Consider the following 14,335-nt stretch of genomic DNA (forward strand, 5'->3'; position numbering starts at 1 on the left):
CAGCAACATCGCCGCGGGCGACCGCGAGGCAGCGCCTTGCGGCGCGATGTCACCGCGGCGCTGACTGCAGAGCGGCAGCGGCCGTCCGTGCCGCCTCGGCTGGATGCGAGGCGGCATCGGTCTCGGGTGGGCTACTCGCCGGAGTTTCGTGCGCGAGAGCCGCCCTGAGTGCGCGTCGGGACGGTGGGGTCATCGTCGGTGGCGGGGGTGGGGAGCACCTGGGTGCGTTCCGCTTCGGGCAGCGGGACGATCTGGGTGCGTTCACCGTCGCCGGCGTTGTCGATCACCACGGTCTGCTGCGGGCCGGGTGACCTGATCGCGGTCGTCTCGCCGTCCTCCGAGCCGCTGGTGATCACTGTGGTCGTCTCGTCCTCAGCAACGCCGGACGAACCGCCACCCGGCGCCCCGCCCACCCCGCCGGACTCGGCGCTGCCCGCACCGACAACGGGCACCGTTTCCTCTTCCGCGCCGGTCTCCGCCGCCGCCTCGCCCGACCCCGCGCTCACGCCCGGCTCACTCTCCCTCGCAGCGGAAGAAGCAGACCCCCGCCGGTCGTCGGCCGCGCCACCCGAATCAGGCGACTCCGACGTGCCCGCCGGTCCCGGCTGACCAGACCCGTCAGCCGACTCCCCCTGCCCAGCAGAGCCGGCACCATCCCGCACCTCAGCCGTGCCAGCCACATCCCGCGTCCCGGAATCGCCCGCCAGATCATGCAGATCGGATGCCTTCCGCAGATCATGCGCGCCCGCCGAACCCTGCGGATCATGCGCGCCCACGGAACCGCGCAGATCATCTGCGCCCGCCACCTCGCGCGCGCCAGCCGACGAGTCGTGCAGATCAAGCGTGCCCGTCGCATCTTGCGCGCCAGCCGTCGCATCATGCAGATCGAGCGTGCCCGTCGCGTCCTGCGCGCCAGCCGTCGCATCATGCAGATCGAGCGTGCCCGTCGCGTCCTGCGCGCCGGCCGGGGACGTCGCGGAGGACGGGGACTGCTGATCCTGGCCGGCCGGGCGCACCCCCGGAGTCAGCACCGTCGGATCGGAGATCAGCGGGTGACGGCCCGGGTCGGTCGGCTCGTCGTCGTGGCCGAACGGATGGCCGAAACCAGGGATGAAGTGGAGGCTGTCCTCCTCGCCGGGGATCGCCAGCACCTGGGTCTCGTCCTCCGGCTGGGCCCAGCGTCGCTCCCGCTCGGTCCGCGGGGTCGCGGCGGCGCGGGACTCCCGCCGGTCGATCTCGGCGCGACGCGCCTCGGCGGACCGTTGCGCCTCGGCCTGTCGCTGCTCCTCGGCGCGCTGCGTCTCGAGACGTCGCTGTTCGTCGGCACGGCGGGACTCCTCCGCGCGGCGCGCCTCCTCAACGCGACGGGCCTCCGCGGCCAACCGAGCCTCCTCCGCCCGGCGCACCTCCTCCGCCTTGCGGGCCTCCTCGGCGAGAGCCAGACGGGCCACCTCGGCCACCCGGGCCTCTTCCGCGCGACGAGCCTCCGCAGCCAGCCGGGCCTCTTCCGCACGCCGGGCTTCCTCGGCGAGCCGGGCCTCCTCCGCCTTGCGGGCCTCCGCGGCCAACCGAGCCTCCTCCGCGCGGCGCGCCTCCTCCGCCTTGCGGGCCTCCTCGGCGAGAGCCAGACGGGCCTCCTCGGCGCGGCGTTCCTCCTCGGCGCGGGCCTCGGCCTGGCGGGCGCGCTCCTCGGCATACGCCCGGGCCTGCTCGCGGATCGCCACCGACTCCACGGCGGCCCGGTCCAGCCAGCCCTCCCAGCGGCCCTGCATCGGCCGGATGAGGCCGCCGCCGACACCCACGATGATCACGCCGGCGACGGTGGCCAGCACCGTGATCAGCAGAGCCCGGGTGACAGTGGTGGCGATGCCGACCTGGTCCAGGCCGGCGATCACGCCGAGCGCGACGATCACCGTGGCGACCGCCTTGGCGAGCACCCGCGCGTAGCCGAGATCGCCGAGCACGGTCCGGATCAGGTCGTGCGCGGCACCGGCCATCGCGACCGCGACCACCACGATCAGGATCGCCACGAAGACCTGAGGCAGCCAGGCGATCAGGGAGTTGAGCAGGGTGCTCACCTGGTTCGGCCCCCACAGGCCGAAGGCGAACTGCACGGCGATCAGCAGGACCGCCCAGTAGGCCAGGCGGGCGCAGAGCTTGACCGGGTCGGCGCCACGCAGCAGGCGGCCGGCCGGGCCACTGCCGACGGCCCGGTCCAGGCCGACGCGGTGCAGGGCTTTCGCCGTCACCGTACGGGCGAGGCGGGCCAGCAGCCAGCCGACCAGCAGGACGGCGACGAACGCCAGCGCCACTGGCAGGTACAGCACCAGGGACCGCCACATGTCACTCACACCACGGCTCAACCCGTCGCCGGTCATCCGGCCTCCCTCGCTCCGCCCGGCCGCTCTCGCGACGCCTCTCCCGAACCTTAGGTCCCGGGTCTACCACCCGCCCCCGACAAGACGAGCGCCCGGCGGACGACAACCGACGGCAAAAGGCGACCGTTCAAGATCATGAGCGGGATCCGGGAAATCCGAGCTGCCGGAAACGAGCGACGAATCCGGAGAAGGCGACGAATCCGAAGGTCCGGAAGCCACGAATGGCGCAGCCGGGCCCACCACCGGCCGCTGCCCCGGGCCGGCCGGGCCCGCACCCGGAACCCGTACCGGAAGCCCGGCATCCTCATCCGGCCGTTCGATCACGGCCGCGGTCACAAATGATCAAGAAACACGCAGGCCCCAGTGGTTGGTCACCCAGGGTGACGGCCTGCGGGGAATCAGTCCGGCACACCGTCAAGAATCGGACGGTCGGCCGGTGCGACATCGTCCAAACGGCCCACCCGGGATAGGCTTTCCGCATGGTCGGCTCGGGAGCGGCACACCCGCCAGCGATCTCCACGCTGCCCGTGCAATCCGCGGCAGCCGGGGGATGCGCTGCTCTGGTGCACGCCCTCGACTGGTCGAGCACCCCGCTGGGGCCCATCGATCGCTGGGATCCCGCGGTGCGCGCCGCCGTCGATCTCCTGCTCGAGTCCCCGGTGTCGATGATGCTGGTGCACGGCGACGACTTCCGGGTGATCTACAACGACGCCTACGCGGTGGTGCTCGGCGACCTGCACCCGGCCGCGCTGGGCCGGCCCGCCGCGACGGCGTTCGGCGAGGCGTGGGACCAGCCCGGGATGGGCGACGTGATCGCCCGGGTGTTCCGCACCGGCCAGCCCGTGCTGGAGCCGGAGAGCCAGGTGTCGCTGCGTCCGGGCGGCTCGGACCCGGCGTTCTACACCCGGGGTCACTCGGTGGTGCGCGACTCACGCGGCACGATCACCGGGGTGCTGACCGTGGCCGCCGAGACCACCCAGGTGATCCACCGGCTGCAGAGCCTCGGCGAGCTGACCGCCCGGCTGGCCGGCGCGCTCACCATCGACGACGTCACCCGGGTGGTCCTGGGCTACGCGATGGCCTCCTTCGACCTCGACCACTGCGCGCTGGCCGTCGACGACGGCCAGTCGTACCGGTTCGTCCGCCGGATCCGCGGCGAGATGCTGGACGAGGCCGACGAGCGCCTGCCGCCGGTCTGGCGCCGGGTCAACCCGGGGCCGGACGCGCCGCTGGCGGTGGCCGCGGAGACCGGGCGGGCGAGTTTCGTCGCCGACGGTGAGCCGCTGCGCGCCGTCGCACAGGACCGGCACGAGCGGCACGTCCGCTCACTGGCCGCTCTTCCGCTGCGCACCCCTTCGGTACGCGGCGCCTTGACCATGGGCTTCCGCCGCGCGCACGCCTGGCTCCCGGCCGAGCGGGCCCTGCTGCGCGCCGCCGCCGAGCTGGTCGCGCAGGCGGCCGAGCGGGCCCGCCGGTTCGAGGCCCAGCACGGCACCGCCCAGCTGCTGCAGCGCAGCATGCTCCCGGAGCACCTGCCCGAGCTGGACACGTTCCGCATCGCCGCGCGCTACGACGTGGGTGTCGACGGCAACGCGGCGGGTGGCGACTTCTACGACGCGTTCCGGCTCGCCGACGGCCGGCTGGCGATGGTCCTCGGCGACGTGGCCGGGCACGACGTGCGCGCCGCCGCGGTGATGGGCCAGGTCCGGGCGGCGTTGCGAGCCCTCGCGCTGACCGATCCGGCCCCGCCGAGCGTGCTGGCCGGGCTGGACCGGCTGGTCACCTCGCTGGGCGCCGAGTCCCGGAACGAGGAGATCTTCGTGACCGTGGTCTACGGCGTGCTGGACCCGACCGACGGCTCGATCACCCTGTCCAGCGCCGGCCATCCGCCGCCGGTGCTGCGCCGCGCCGGGCGGGGCGGCGAGCGGGCCACCGCCGAGCTGGTGAAGGTGCCGCCGGGTGCGCCGCTGGGGCTGGGCGGCCGCTGGCAGACCGGCGCGCTGACCCTGGAGCCGGGCGACACCATCCTGATGTACAGCGACGGCGTGGTGGAGCGCCGCGACCGCCCGCTGAACGCCGGACTGGACGCCCTGGTGGCGGCCGCCGCCGGTTCGGCGAGCGGCGATCCGCGGAACATGTGCTCGCTGGCCACCGCCGCGGTCGAGGGCACCACCGACGACGACGTGGCGGTGCTCGCGGTCGAGCACGCCCTGGCGATGAGCCGGTCGGCGACCATGCAGGTGGCGGCGGAGCCGACCGGGCCGAGCCGGGTCCGGCAGTGGATGACCACCCGGCTGCGCGAGTGGCAGGTGCCCGAGCCGGTGATCGGCGCGGCGATCCTGTGCACCAGCGAGCTGACCACGAACGCGCTGCTGCACGCCGGCACCCCGGCACAGGTGCACATCGACCTGAATGCGGAGCGCCTGCTGGTCTCGGTGGCCGACACCGGCACCCGGGGCAGTGTGATCCGGGCCCGGGCCGACGCGATGGCCAGCCGCGGCCGTGGCCTGGGCCTGATCGAAGAGCTCAGCGACTCGTGGGGCACCGACCCGACAGTGCGTGGTTCCACTGTCTGGTTCGAGATGCTACTCAACAGACAGTAACAACGCGCACTCTCGATGCGAACCTTCCGTGCCGCCAATATGAACGATCTTCCACATCTGAGGCATTCTCGCGACCGGTATCACCTGGATCACTTGGCCGCTCACTCTAAGTAGTTTAATACTGCTCTAAACCGGACAATGAACCGTACGGTGGTGACGAAGCGTTATCAGTGCCGTAGAGTGCTCAGATAACTGGGGACGTCCATCATGGAGCGGCACATGCGGATCAGAGGCTATGCACCACTGACACCCAACTGGGTGGAACTGGCGAGTGCGGACCCTGCGCGAGCGGCGCAGTTCTACGGAGAGTTGTTCGGCTGGGAGTCAGCCGGTGATCGTTTCAAGCTGAACGGGCGCGCCGTGGCGGGGCTGACCCGCAGCGGGGCGGACCGTCCGGACGGGTGGCTGACGCATCTCAGCACGCCCGACCTCGAGGACACCCTGGAGCAGGTGGCCCTGGCCGGCGGCACCTGCGTGAGCCACCCGGCCGACGCACACGGCGGGCGCCGGGCGATCGTGGCCGACCCGGCCGGTGCGCTGATCGGGCTCTGGGAGCCGACCGACTTTGCGGGGGCGCAAGCGGGCGGCGAACCGGGCACGATGTCCTGGCCGGAACTGATCACTGACGACCCGCACCAGGCGGCGCGGTTCTACGGGTCGGCGTTCGGCTGGCTGCTGCGTCACGACTTCGGTGTCGGCGAGTGGCTCAACCAGGCACACGACGCCATCGCGGGCCTGACCTCGGGCTACCGTGGCGCCTGGTGGCGTGCGGCGTTCCAGGTCGAGGACATCTCCGCGGCGGTGGACCACTGCGAGCGTCTCGGCGGCGCACTCCTGGCCGAGCCCACCGAGGACGGCCTGACCGAGTTCGCCGTGCTGCGGGACCCGTTCGGCGCCCGGTTCACGGTGGCCGCTCCGGTGCATCACCCGGTCGAGCTGACCGTCTCGCTGAGCTCGATGGTGGCGCTGCCCGCCTTCGAGTGACCGATCAGGCACACAGCTCCACCTGTGCGGAAAGGCCGACCCCTCGGGGCCGGCCTTTCGCCTGTCCCGGGTCAGCCGGCCCGCTGGTAGGTCGGGCCGGGCCGGGCAACGTCTCCGGGCACTGTCCCATCGTCTCGAACGGTGCCGGACCACTCCAGCCCGGCGGTGCTCCGCGGTCCGGGCGGACCGCCTGCCGTGCGTTGTCCACCACGGAACCCTGCCCAGGTCGTACCATATCTTTGTTCTTAAGATTTTAAGGAGTAAGGTTCGAGCCATGGCCGAACCGCTCAGTGGGACCCAGTTGAAGCACTGGCAGACGTATGTCGAGAGCTCGTGGGCGCTGCACACCCGGCTCGAGGACGAGCTGCGGGCGGCGACCGGCCTGAGCATGAACGACTACCACGTCCTGGTCGCGCTCACCGAGGCGCCGGACCGCCGGATCCGGATGGGTGAGCTGGCCAACCGGCTGGTGCTCTCGCCGAGCCGGATCACCTACCAGATCACCTCGATGGTCAAACGCGGACTCGTGGAGAAGCAGAGTTGTGCCGACGACGGGCGCGGCCAGGAGGCCCTGATCACCGAGCGGGGTCTGGCGGCGCTGCGCGACGCCGCTCCGGCCCACCTGGAGACCGTCCGGCGCAGCTTCATCGACCACCTGGACGACGAGGAGCTGGCCGCGATCGGCCGAGCCTTCGCCAAAATCCGCAAGGCCTGAGGCCGGCGCCTCCGCAAGATCCGCGAGGCTGGCGGCCCGCGCCGCAATCTTCTTCAGTTTTTAAGCTAAACCCTGGTATTTCAGTTTTGAAAGAGCTACGCTGACCTCACCGAAGTCTGGAGGGCTCGAAATGCCTGCTATCACCGTCGACGACGTCCTGGTCCTGCCCCGTCTGCCGAAGCTCGACCCGGTCACGACCGACTACCGCCCGATCCGCCGGCTGACCACCGCGCCGAAGGGCTTCGAGGGCGAGGGTTTCCCGGTCCGCCGCGCGTTCGCCGGGGTGCCGGTCAGCGAGCTCGACCCGTTCATCCACCTGGACCAGATGGGCGAGATCGACTACGCGCCGGGCGAGCCGAAGGGCACGCCGTGGCACCCGCACCGCGGTTTCGAGACCGTCACCTACATGATCGACGGCATCATGGACCACCAGGACTCGCTGGGTGGCGGCGGCTCGATCACCAACAGCGACACCCAGTGGATGACCGCCGGCGCCGGCATCCTGCACATCGAGGCCCCGCCGGAGCATCTGGTGACCAGCGGCGGCCTGTTCCACGGCCTGCAGCTCTGGGTCAACCTGCCGCGCGCGGCCAAGATGATCGACCCGAAGTACCAGGACATCCGCGGCAAACAGTCCGCGCTGCTGACCACTCCGGACGGCGGCGCACTGATCCGGGTGATCGCCGGCGAGATCGCCGGGCAGTCCGGCCCGGGCTCCACGTTCACCCCGATCAACCTGGCGCACGTCACCATGCAGCCCGGCTCCCGGCTCGACCTGCCGTGGCAGACCGACTACAACGCGCTGGTCTACGCGCTCTCCGGCGACGGCTTCGTCGGCCCCGACCTGCGACCGATCACTCTCGGACAGCTGGCCACCTACGGCCCCGGCGACGCGATCCGCGTCGAGGCGAAGACCGAGCTGGACCTCTTCATCATGGGCGGCCGCCCGATCCGCGAGCCGGTCGCGCAGTACGGACCGTTCGTGATGAACACGCAGGCCGAGCTCAAGCAGGCTTTCGAAGATTTCCAGAAGGGGCGGTTGGGCACCATCCCGGCAGTCCGTCTGCCGCACACCGACTAATTCTTTCGGTACGACCTGGGCAGAGTCCCGGGTTGGAGCACCGCGAGGCAGGCGGTCCGTCCCGGCCCCGGCGCGCCGGCCGGGATGTGGCGGTCCGCTAGCGTCGGACCGTGCTGATCCGCCCGGGCTCCCCCGCCGACGCCGCCGAAATCGTCCGCCTCCGCGCCGTGCTGCTGCACACCTTCGACGACCCGGGCTGGAACGACGACTGGCGCGCCCCGACCCGGACATGCGGCGCCGCGGATTCTCCCGGGGATGTACGACCGCCCTGCTCGGCTGGTTCCGGGAGCGCGGGGTGCGCGCCGTCGACCTGCGCGCCTCACCCGACGGCGAGGCGCTCTACGAGTCCCTCGGCTTCCGGCGCACCCAGCAGCCGGGCATGCGCCTGAAGCTCAGCTGACCCGGGTCTCCAGCGAGCGCACCAGCTCGGCGCGCAGCCGCTCGACGTCCACCTCGCGCTCCGTCAGGATCAGCATCGCCAGGCCCTCGCCCTCGCGGATCATCCCGAGCATCAGGTGCTCCGGCGCGATGAACTTGTGGCCCAGCCGGAGCGCCTCGCGCAGTGCCAGCTCCAGCACCTTCTTGTTCCGCCGGGAGAACGGCAGGTGCCCGGAGGAGGCGTAGAACTTCCCGAAGATCCCCCGCTTCTTCGGTGCGGGCCGGGGCAGGTTCAGCGCGCCGGCCCCGAAGTTCTCCTCGATCGCGGCCCGGACCGCCGCCAGGTCGATACCGATCGCTCGGAGCGCGGCAGCGTCCTCGGCGTCCCGGTCGGCCACGGCGGCCGCCTCGTCACCGCGGTCGCCGGTGTGCGCGACGACGGCGTCCCGGACGCCGGCCCGGTCGACGCCTGCCGCCCGCAGCACGTCGGCCGCGCCACTCTCGGCGGTGAGCAGCGCGAGCAGCACGTGCTCGGTTCCGATCACCGGATGGCCCAGGTCACGTGCCTGCACCTGGGCGTCGATCACCACTGCGCGCGCGCTCTGGGTGAATCGTTCGAACATCTCAGCCCTCCCGCGGGTCGTTCATCGGCATCAGGTGCGCGTGCTTCTTGTGTACGCCCTGGCGGGTCACGTCGAGCGCGTCGGCGATCTCCTGCCAGGACCAGCCCTTGCGTCGGGCATTGGCCACCTGCAGGTGCTCCAAGCCCTCCAGCAGGCGGCGCAGCGCCACCACCGCACGGAGCCCGACCCGGGGGTCGGCGCTGCCCGCGGCGGCGGCGAGGTCGGTAGCCTCGGTCATGAGTGTCAACCTACGTTGACAGCGCGCCGGTGTCAACCACGGTTGACGGGCCGTCCGGCGATCCCGCGAGGCCTAGACTTTTCGGCATGGATTGGATCAAGCGCTTCGCCGATGTCGTCGTCCGTGCCGGGATCAACGTCCAGCCCGGGCAGGGCGTGGTCCTGAACTTCGACTCCGCCCACCTGGAGATCGCCCGCGCCGTGGTCGAGGCGGCCTACGCGGCCGGCGCGTCCTGGGTCGAGCCGATCAGCAGCGACGGCCCGATGCGCCGCTCCGCGGTCGACCACGCGAGCCTCGAGGACCTGCAGGCCAGCCGTCCCTGGGCGGTGCAGCGCACCCGGGAGTGGGCCGAGCAGGGCGCCGCCTGGATCGCCCTGGTCGGTGACGCCGACCCGCACGTGCTCGACGGCGCCGACCCGCAGAAGGCCGCCGCGAAGCGGATGGAGGAGGTCCTCGCCCACCGCGACGCCGTGATGGGCAAACTGCGCTGGACCATCGTCGGCGCGCCGAACCCGGGCTGGGCCACCCAGATCTTCGGTGAACCCGACGTGGAGCGGCTCTGGAACGCCGTCGGCACCGCGATGCGCCTGGACGAGGCCGACCCGGCCCGGGCCTGGCAGGAAAGGGCCGCGACGCTCGCCGCTCGTGGGGCCGCGCTGGAGGCGCTCGAGCTGACCGAGATCCGGTACCACGGCGAGGGCACCGACCTGACCGTCGGGCTGATCCCCGGCTGCATCTGGACCGGCGGCGGGATGGTCGACGGCGCCGGTATCGCGTACATGCCGAACATCCCCACCGAGGAGGTGTTCACCAGCCCGGACCGCAACCGCGCGGACGGCGTGCTGCGGCTGACCAAGCCCCTGGTGCTGCCGGCCGGGATGGTCACCGGGCTGCGGCTGACCTTCGCCGGCGGCCGGATCACCGAGGTCTCCGCCGACCAGGGCGCCGACCTCGTCGAGGCACAGCTGGCCACCGACGAGGGCGCGCGCTACCTGGGCGAGGTGTCCCTGGTCGACCGGGACAGCCGGATCGCCAAGGCCGGGATCGTCTTCCACAACACGCTCTTCGACGAGAACGCCGGCTGTCACGTGGCGTGGGGGCAGAGCTTCCCGTTCGCGGTGCCGGGCGGGATGGCGATGAGCGGCGCCGACCGCGAGGCGCTCGGCCTGAACAGCTCCGGCGTGCACACCGACGTGGTGATCGGCGGCGACGGCATCACGGTCACCGGCACCGGCCCGAAGGGCACCATCGACATCATCCGCGCCGACGAGTGGGTGCTGTGACGCAACGCTCCTAGGACATCAGCAGGATCGCCGTGGTGCCCAGCAGCACCAACATCAACACCGCGATGAGCAGGCCGGTCTCGGCGGCCTGCGGGTTCTCGGGGACAACGGTGCTGGTCATCGGCTCGCTGCTCATGCTGGTGTTCCTCCGCTGAAGGGGACGCGACGATCGGGGGTGATCGCGTAGACGTGCGCAGGGCGCTCGGGGGGCATACGGTGAGGGCGTCGTCGACCTCAGAGGATTGCCTGTGCCAACGGAGGACTGGCTGCTCACCGCCGCCGAACGCGGCAACCCGCACACCGACATACCCACGTGGTGCGCGGGAAACACCGCCGAGCCGCTCATTCACGGAAAAACGTATTTCGCCCGGTTGATGACCGAGGTGGAGAAGCTGAAGTCCGGTGACCACCTGCTGTTCACCGACTGGCGGGGCGACCCGGACGAGCGGCTGCGCGACGACGATCCGACCACGATCGCCGAGCTGTTCGCGGCGGCCGCCCGCCGGGGCGTGATCGTCAAGGGCCTGCTGTGGCGGTCCCATCTGGACAAGCTCGCGTACAGCGAGGAGGAGAACCGCAACCTCAGCGACACGATCGCCGAGGCCGGCGGTGAGGTGCTGCTCGACCAGCGGGTCCGGCGCGGCGGCTCGCACCACCAGAAGCTGGTTGTGCTGCGGCACCCGGGCCGGCCCGAGCTGGACGTGGCGTTCGCCGGCGGCATCGACCTGTGTCACAGCCGCCGGGACGACGCGGATCACCACGGCGACCCGCAGGCGGTGCGGATGGCCAAGGCGTACGGGCCCACCCCGCCCTGGCACGACCTGCAGCTGGAGCTGCGCGGGCCGGTGGTCGGCGCGCTGGACCTGACGTTCCGGGAGCGCTGGTGCGATCCGGCGCCGCTCGATCAGCACGGCCCGATCTCCACGCTGATGGACACGCTGCGGCACGCCGACCTGCACGCCGACCGGTTGCCGGAGCAGCCGCCCGACCCGCCGGTCTGCGGCCCGATGACCGTGCAGGTGCTGCGGACCTATCCGGCGATGCGCCCGAAATACACGTTCGCCCCGCTCGGTGAGCAGACCGTGGCCCGCGGCTACACCAAGGCGATCAAGCGGGCCCGCCGGCTGATCTACCTGGAGGACCAGTACCTCTGGTCCGCCGAGGTGGCCGAGCTGTTCGCCGACGCGCTGCGGACCAACCCGGACCTGCACCTGATCGCGGTGGTGCCGCGCCACCCGGACGTGGACGGCCGGTTCGCGCTGCCGCCCAACCAGGTCGGCCGGGAACAGGCCATCAACCTGTGCAAGAACGCCGCACCCGACCGGGTGCACGTGTTCGACCTGGAGAACCACGCGGGCACCCCGATCTACGTGCACGCCAAGGTCTGCGTGATCGACGACGTGTGGTGCAGCGTGGGCAGCGACAACTTCAACCGTCGTTCGTGGACCCACGACAGCGAGCTGTCCAACGCGATCCTCGACGACACCCGCGATCCGCGCGCGCCGCAGGACCCGGCCGGGCTCGGCGACGAGGCCCGGCGGTTCCCTCGCGAACTGCGGCTCGCGCTGGCGCGCGAGCATCTGGACCGCTCGTCCGACCAGGCCGATGACCTGCTCGATCCGACTTCTTTCGTACGCACGATGACCGCGACCGCCGAGCGCCTCCGCGACTGGCGCGACGCCGGCCGCCATGGCCCTCGCCCGCCGGGCCGGTTGATCCCGCACGAGACCGAGAGCCTTCCGTGGTTCCAGCGGGTCTGGGCCACTCCGGCGTACCGCCTGATCTACGACCCGGACGGCCGCCCCTGGCGCGACCGGCGAGCCCGCCGCTGGTGACTCCGGGGTATGCCTAGGTATACCCCGGACCGGGTGGTAGCGGGATGGGCTGGGCGCCCGCGGTTCCCTACGGTGAATTCGTGTCCACCTCGAGCCTGAGCGCCGCCCTTCGCGACCGCCACTACCTGATCAGTCCCTGGCCCTGGCGATCCTCGGCCTTCCTGGCCGGCACCGCGATCGTCAGTGCGCCGCTCGCCTTCGGCCTCTGGCTGGTGCTGCTCCCGTTCCTGGTGGCCGGCCGCCAGATCTACCACGGCGAGCTGCCCGACCCGGCCGTCGTCGTCCTGACCGTGATCGCGACCGGGCTGCTGCTCGGCGGCGCGCCCCTGGTCGCGCTGCCGGTCGCCGCCCTGGAGCGGCGCCGGCTCCGGCTGGTCGACCCGCGCCCGCTGCGCACCGGCAACCGCTTGCTCGACCTCGCCGCCCGGTTCCGCGACGAGGCCACCTGGCGGGCGGTGCTCTACACGCTGCTGCTGGCCCTGCTCGCGCCGCCGATCCTGTTCGGCGCGTGCCTGGCACTGTTCGCCGAGGCGCTGATGGTGGCGAGCCCGTTCGGCCTCGGCACCTGGCAGTTCGGGACGTATGAGGTGCACGGCGGCCCGGCGAGCATCCCGCTCTGCCTGCTCGGGGTGCTGCTCGCTCCGGCCTGGCTCTACCTGGCCGGCGCGCTCGCCGCCGGGCACGCCGTGCTGCTGCGCCGGCTGCTCGGTGCCGGCGACCCGCTGCGCGACCAGCTCGGCGAGGTGGCGCAGTCCCGGGCCCGGCTGGCCGACGCGTTCGACGCCGAGCGCCGCCGGATCGAGCGCGACCTGCACGACGGCGCCCAGCACCGGCTCACCAGCCTCACCCTGCACCTCGGCATGGCCCGGCTGGACCTGCCGGACGACTCACCCGCCTCGGCGCCGCTCGGGCTGGCGCACAGCCAGGCCAAGGAGCTGATGGTGGTGCTGCGCGACCTGGTGCACGGGATCCGCCCGCAGGTGCTCACCGATCTCGGGTTGCCGGCCGCGCTGCGCGAGCTGGCCGCGAGCTCACCGGTCCCGGTCACGGTCGACGCCCGGATCGCCGCGCGGCCGCCGGAGAGCATCGAGACCACGGCGTATTTCGTGGCCGCCGAGGCGCTGACGAACGTCGCCAAGCACGCCCGCGCCACCCGGGCGGGGGTCCGGGTGACCGGCGACGGCACCCGGGTCGAGCTGGAGATCGAGGACAACGGACGAGGTGGCGCCGACCCGTCCACCGGCAGCGGCCTGACCGGCCTCGCCGACCGGGTGGCCGCCGCCGGCGGCCGCTTGTTGCTGGCCAGCCCGGTCGGCGGCCCGACGCTGCTGCGGGTCGAGCTCCCATGCCCCCGATGACCACCTCACCCGGCGCACAGCCGCCGAACAACCCGGAAGCATGCGGCCCGGGCGCGGGCAGTCCGGGCGCGGGCAGTCCGGGCGCGGGCGGGCCGGGCGCGGGCGGGCCGGGCGGTGCGCGTGTCGTTCTCGCCGAGGACGGGGTGTTGCTGCGCGAGGGGTTGATCGGGGTGCTGGGCCGGTTCGGTTTCCGGGTGGTGGACGCGGTCGGCGACGCCGAGCACCTGATGGTGTCGGTCGGCACGCACCAGCCCGACCTGGTGATCACCGACATCAAGATGCCGCCCGAGTTCCGCGACGAGGGCCTGCGAGCCGCGGTCCAGTTGCGCCGGGAGCGGCCCGGCCTGCCGGTGGTCGTGCTGAGCCAATACGTGCAGGACGAGTACGCCACCGACCTGATCGCCACCGGCGACGGCGTCGGCTACCTGCTCAAGGACCGGGTCGCCGACATCGAGGACTTCGTCGCGGCGCTGCGAACGGTGCTGGCCGGCGGCACGGTCCTCGACCCGGAGGTGGTCCGGCGGCTCCTGCACCGGCCCCGGGATCCGCTGGCCGGGCTGTCCCCGCGAGAGCGCACGGTGCTCGGCCTGATCGCCGAGGGCCGGTCGAACTCAGCGATCGCCGGCGCCCTCTTCGTCAGCGACACCGCGGTCGGCAAGCACATCGGCAACATCCTGGCCAAACTCGGTCTCCCACCGACCGACGACACCAACCGCCGAGTCCTCGCCGTCCTCACCTACCTCAACGCCCGCCCCTGACCCACCAGCCACCCCAAACAAGCGTGTGAAGTTACGGCGCGCACCGCACCAAAAGTCCCCACGGAACGACCGCGACAAGCGAGCGTGTGAAGTTGCGGCGC

Annotated in this window: 13 protein-coding genes; 9 read left to right on the forward strand and 4 right to left on the reverse strand. The window is 72.1% G+C overall.

The genetic code is table 11. The features are described 5' to 3' along the window. Nucleotides 1–131: 131 nt before the first annotated feature. On the reverse strand, nt 132–2,378 hold the full coding sequence (locus Apa02nite_RS41110; RefSeq protein WP_203829904.1) for a mechanosensitive ion channel family protein: 2,247 nt from the start codon (nt 2,376–2,378) through the stop codon (nt 132–134). A gap of 479 nt (nt 2,379–2,857) precedes the next feature. Here Apa02nite_RS41110 and Apa02nite_RS41115 point away from each other — a divergent pair, with 479 nt between their 5' ends. The 5 genes from Apa02nite_RS41115 (at nt 2,858) to Apa02nite_RS41135 (ending at nt 8,161) form a co-directional block, all read left to right on the forward strand. After that, on the forward strand, nt 2,858–4,981 hold the full coding sequence (locus Apa02nite_RS41115) for an ATP-binding SpoIIE family protein phosphatase (RefSeq protein WP_203829905.1): 2,124 nt from the start codon (nt 2,858–2,860) through the stop codon (nt 4,979–4,981). 219 nt (nt 4,982–5,200) lie between these two features. After that, nucleotides 5,201–5,965, forward strand: a complete 765-nt coding sequence (locus Apa02nite_RS41120) for a VOC family protein (protein WP_232343968.1) — start codon at nt 5,201–5,203, stop codon at nt 5,963–5,965. A 274-nt stretch (nt 5,966–6,239) separates the two neighbouring features. Then, nucleotides 6,240–6,680 carry a MarR family winged helix-turn-helix transcriptional regulator gene (locus tag Apa02nite_RS41125; RefSeq protein WP_067686948.1) on the forward strand — a complete coding sequence of 147 codons (441 nt, stop codon included), beginning with the start codon at nt 6,240–6,242 and terminating at the stop codon, nt 6,678–6,680. Nucleotides 6,681–6,810: 130 nt separating this feature from the next. Continuing rightward, on the forward strand, nt 6,811–7,761 hold the full coding sequence (locus Apa02nite_RS41130) for a pirin family protein (protein WP_203829906.1): 951 nt from the start codon (nt 6,811–6,813) through the stop codon (nt 7,759–7,761). A 229-nt stretch (nt 7,762–7,990) separates the two neighbouring features. Further along, on the forward strand, nt 7,991–8,161 hold the full coding sequence (locus tag Apa02nite_RS41135) for a GNAT family N-acetyltransferase (RefSeq protein WP_203829907.1): 171 nt from the start codon (nt 7,991–7,993) through the stop codon (nt 8,159–8,161). Here Apa02nite_RS41135 and Apa02nite_RS52480 read toward each other — a convergent pair. Then, on the reverse strand, nt 8,154–8,762 hold the full coding sequence (locus Apa02nite_RS52480; protein WP_203829908.1) for a Clp protease N-terminal domain-containing protein: 609 nt from the start codon (nt 8,760–8,762) through the stop codon (nt 8,154–8,156). The genes Apa02nite_RS41135 and Apa02nite_RS52480 overlap by 8 nt on opposite strands. Before the next feature lies 1 nt (nt 8,763). Next, complete coding sequence (locus Apa02nite_RS41145; RefSeq protein WP_067686936.1) at nt 8,764–9,000, reverse strand: hypothetical protein; 237 nt, start codon at nt 8,998–9,000, stop codon at nt 8,764–8,766. 86 nt (nt 9,001–9,086) lie between these two features. On the opposite strand from Apa02nite_RS41145, the gene Apa02nite_RS41150 reads away from it, so the two are divergent. Further along, on the forward strand, nt 9,087–10,283 hold the full coding sequence (locus Apa02nite_RS41150; protein ID WP_203829909.1) for an aminopeptidase: 1,197 nt from the start codon (nt 9,087–9,089) through the stop codon (nt 10,281–10,283). Between the two features lie 10 nt (nt 10,284–10,293). Here the strand turns inward: Apa02nite_RS41150 and Apa02nite_RS52105 are convergent, their stop codons facing one another. Next, entirely contained in the window at nt 10,294–10,419 is a 126-nt protein-coding gene (locus Apa02nite_RS52105; protein ID WP_269748320.1) for a hypothetical protein, read from the reverse strand. A 112-nt stretch (nt 10,420–10,531) separates the two neighbouring features. Between Apa02nite_RS52105 and Apa02nite_RS41155 the strand changes: the two genes are divergently transcribed. From Apa02nite_RS41155 to Apa02nite_RS41165, 3 genes are all read left to right on the forward strand, one after another. Then, nucleotides 10,532–12,118 carry a phospholipase D family protein gene (locus Apa02nite_RS41155; RefSeq protein ID WP_203829910.1) on the forward strand — a complete coding sequence of 529 codons (1,587 nt, stop codon included), beginning with the start codon at nt 10,532–10,534 and terminating at the stop codon, nt 12,116–12,118. A gap of 80 nt (nt 12,119–12,198) precedes the next feature. Then, nucleotides 12,199–13,476 (forward strand): sensor histidine kinase, encoded by a 1,278-nt coding sequence (locus Apa02nite_RS41160; RefSeq protein WP_239164912.1) that lies wholly within the window; start codon nt 12,199–12,201, stop codon nt 13,474–13,476. Then, nucleotides 13,473–14,234 carry a response regulator transcription factor gene (locus Apa02nite_RS41165; protein WP_203829912.1) on the forward strand — a complete coding sequence of 254 codons (762 nt, stop codon included), beginning with the start codon at nt 13,473–13,475 and terminating at the stop codon, nt 14,232–14,234. The genes Apa02nite_RS41160 and Apa02nite_RS41165 overlap by 4 nt, the downstream gene beginning before the upstream one ends. Nucleotides 14,235–14,335 lie beyond the last annotated feature (101 nt).

This window comes from Actinoplanes palleronii (assembly GCF_016862315.1).
Taxonomy (GTDB): domain Bacteria; phylum Actinomycetota; class Actinomycetes; order Mycobacteriales; family Micromonosporaceae; genus Actinoplanes; species Actinoplanes palleronii.

What these genes read in the sequence shown, in the direction of transcription:
- Apa02nite_RS41165 (WP_203829912.1), top strand. Translation starts at nt 13,473, where the DNA reads ATGACCACCTCACCCGGCGCACAGCCGCCGAACAACCCGGAAGCATGC.
- Apa02nite_RS41120 (WP_232343968.1), top strand. Translation starts at nt 5,201, where the DNA reads ATGCGGATCAGAGGCTATGCACCACTGACACCCAACTGGGTGGAACTG.
- Apa02nite_RS41125 (WP_067686948.1), top strand. Translation starts at nt 6,240, where the DNA reads ATGGCCGAACCGCTCAGTGGGACCCAGTTGAAGCACTGGCAGACGTAT.
- Apa02nite_RS41110 (WP_203829904.1), bottom strand. Translation starts at nt 2,378, where the DNA reads ATGACCGGCGACGGGTTGAGCCGTGGTGTGAGTGACATGTGGCGGTCC.
- Apa02nite_RS41150 (WP_203829909.1), top strand. Translation starts at nt 9,087, where the DNA reads ATGGATTGGATCAAGCGCTTCGCCGATGTCGTCGTCCGTGCCGGGATC.
- Apa02nite_RS52480 (WP_203829908.1), bottom strand. Translation starts at nt 8,762, where the DNA reads ATGTTCGAACGATTCACCCAGAGCGCGCGCGCAGTGGTGATCGACGCC.
- Apa02nite_RS41145 (WP_067686936.1), bottom strand. Translation starts at nt 9,000, where the DNA reads ATGACCGAGGCTACCGACCTCGCCGCCGCCGCGGGCAGCGCCGACCCC.
- Apa02nite_RS41130 (WP_203829906.1), top strand. Translation starts at nt 6,811, where the DNA reads ATGCCTGCTATCACCGTCGACGACGTCCTGGTCCTGCCCCGTCTGCCG.
- Apa02nite_RS41115 (WP_203829905.1), top strand. Translation starts at nt 2,858, where the DNA reads ATGGTCGGCTCGGGAGCGGCACACCCGCCAGCGATCTCCACGCTGCCC.
- Apa02nite_RS52105 (WP_269748320.1), bottom strand. Translation starts at nt 10,419, where the DNA reads ATGAGCAGCGAGCCGATGACCAGCACCGTTGTCCCCGAGAACCCGCAG.
- Apa02nite_RS41135 (WP_203829907.1), top strand. Translation starts at nt 7,991, where the DNA reads ATGCGGCGCCGCGGATTCTCCCGGGGATGTACGACCGCCCTGCTCGGC.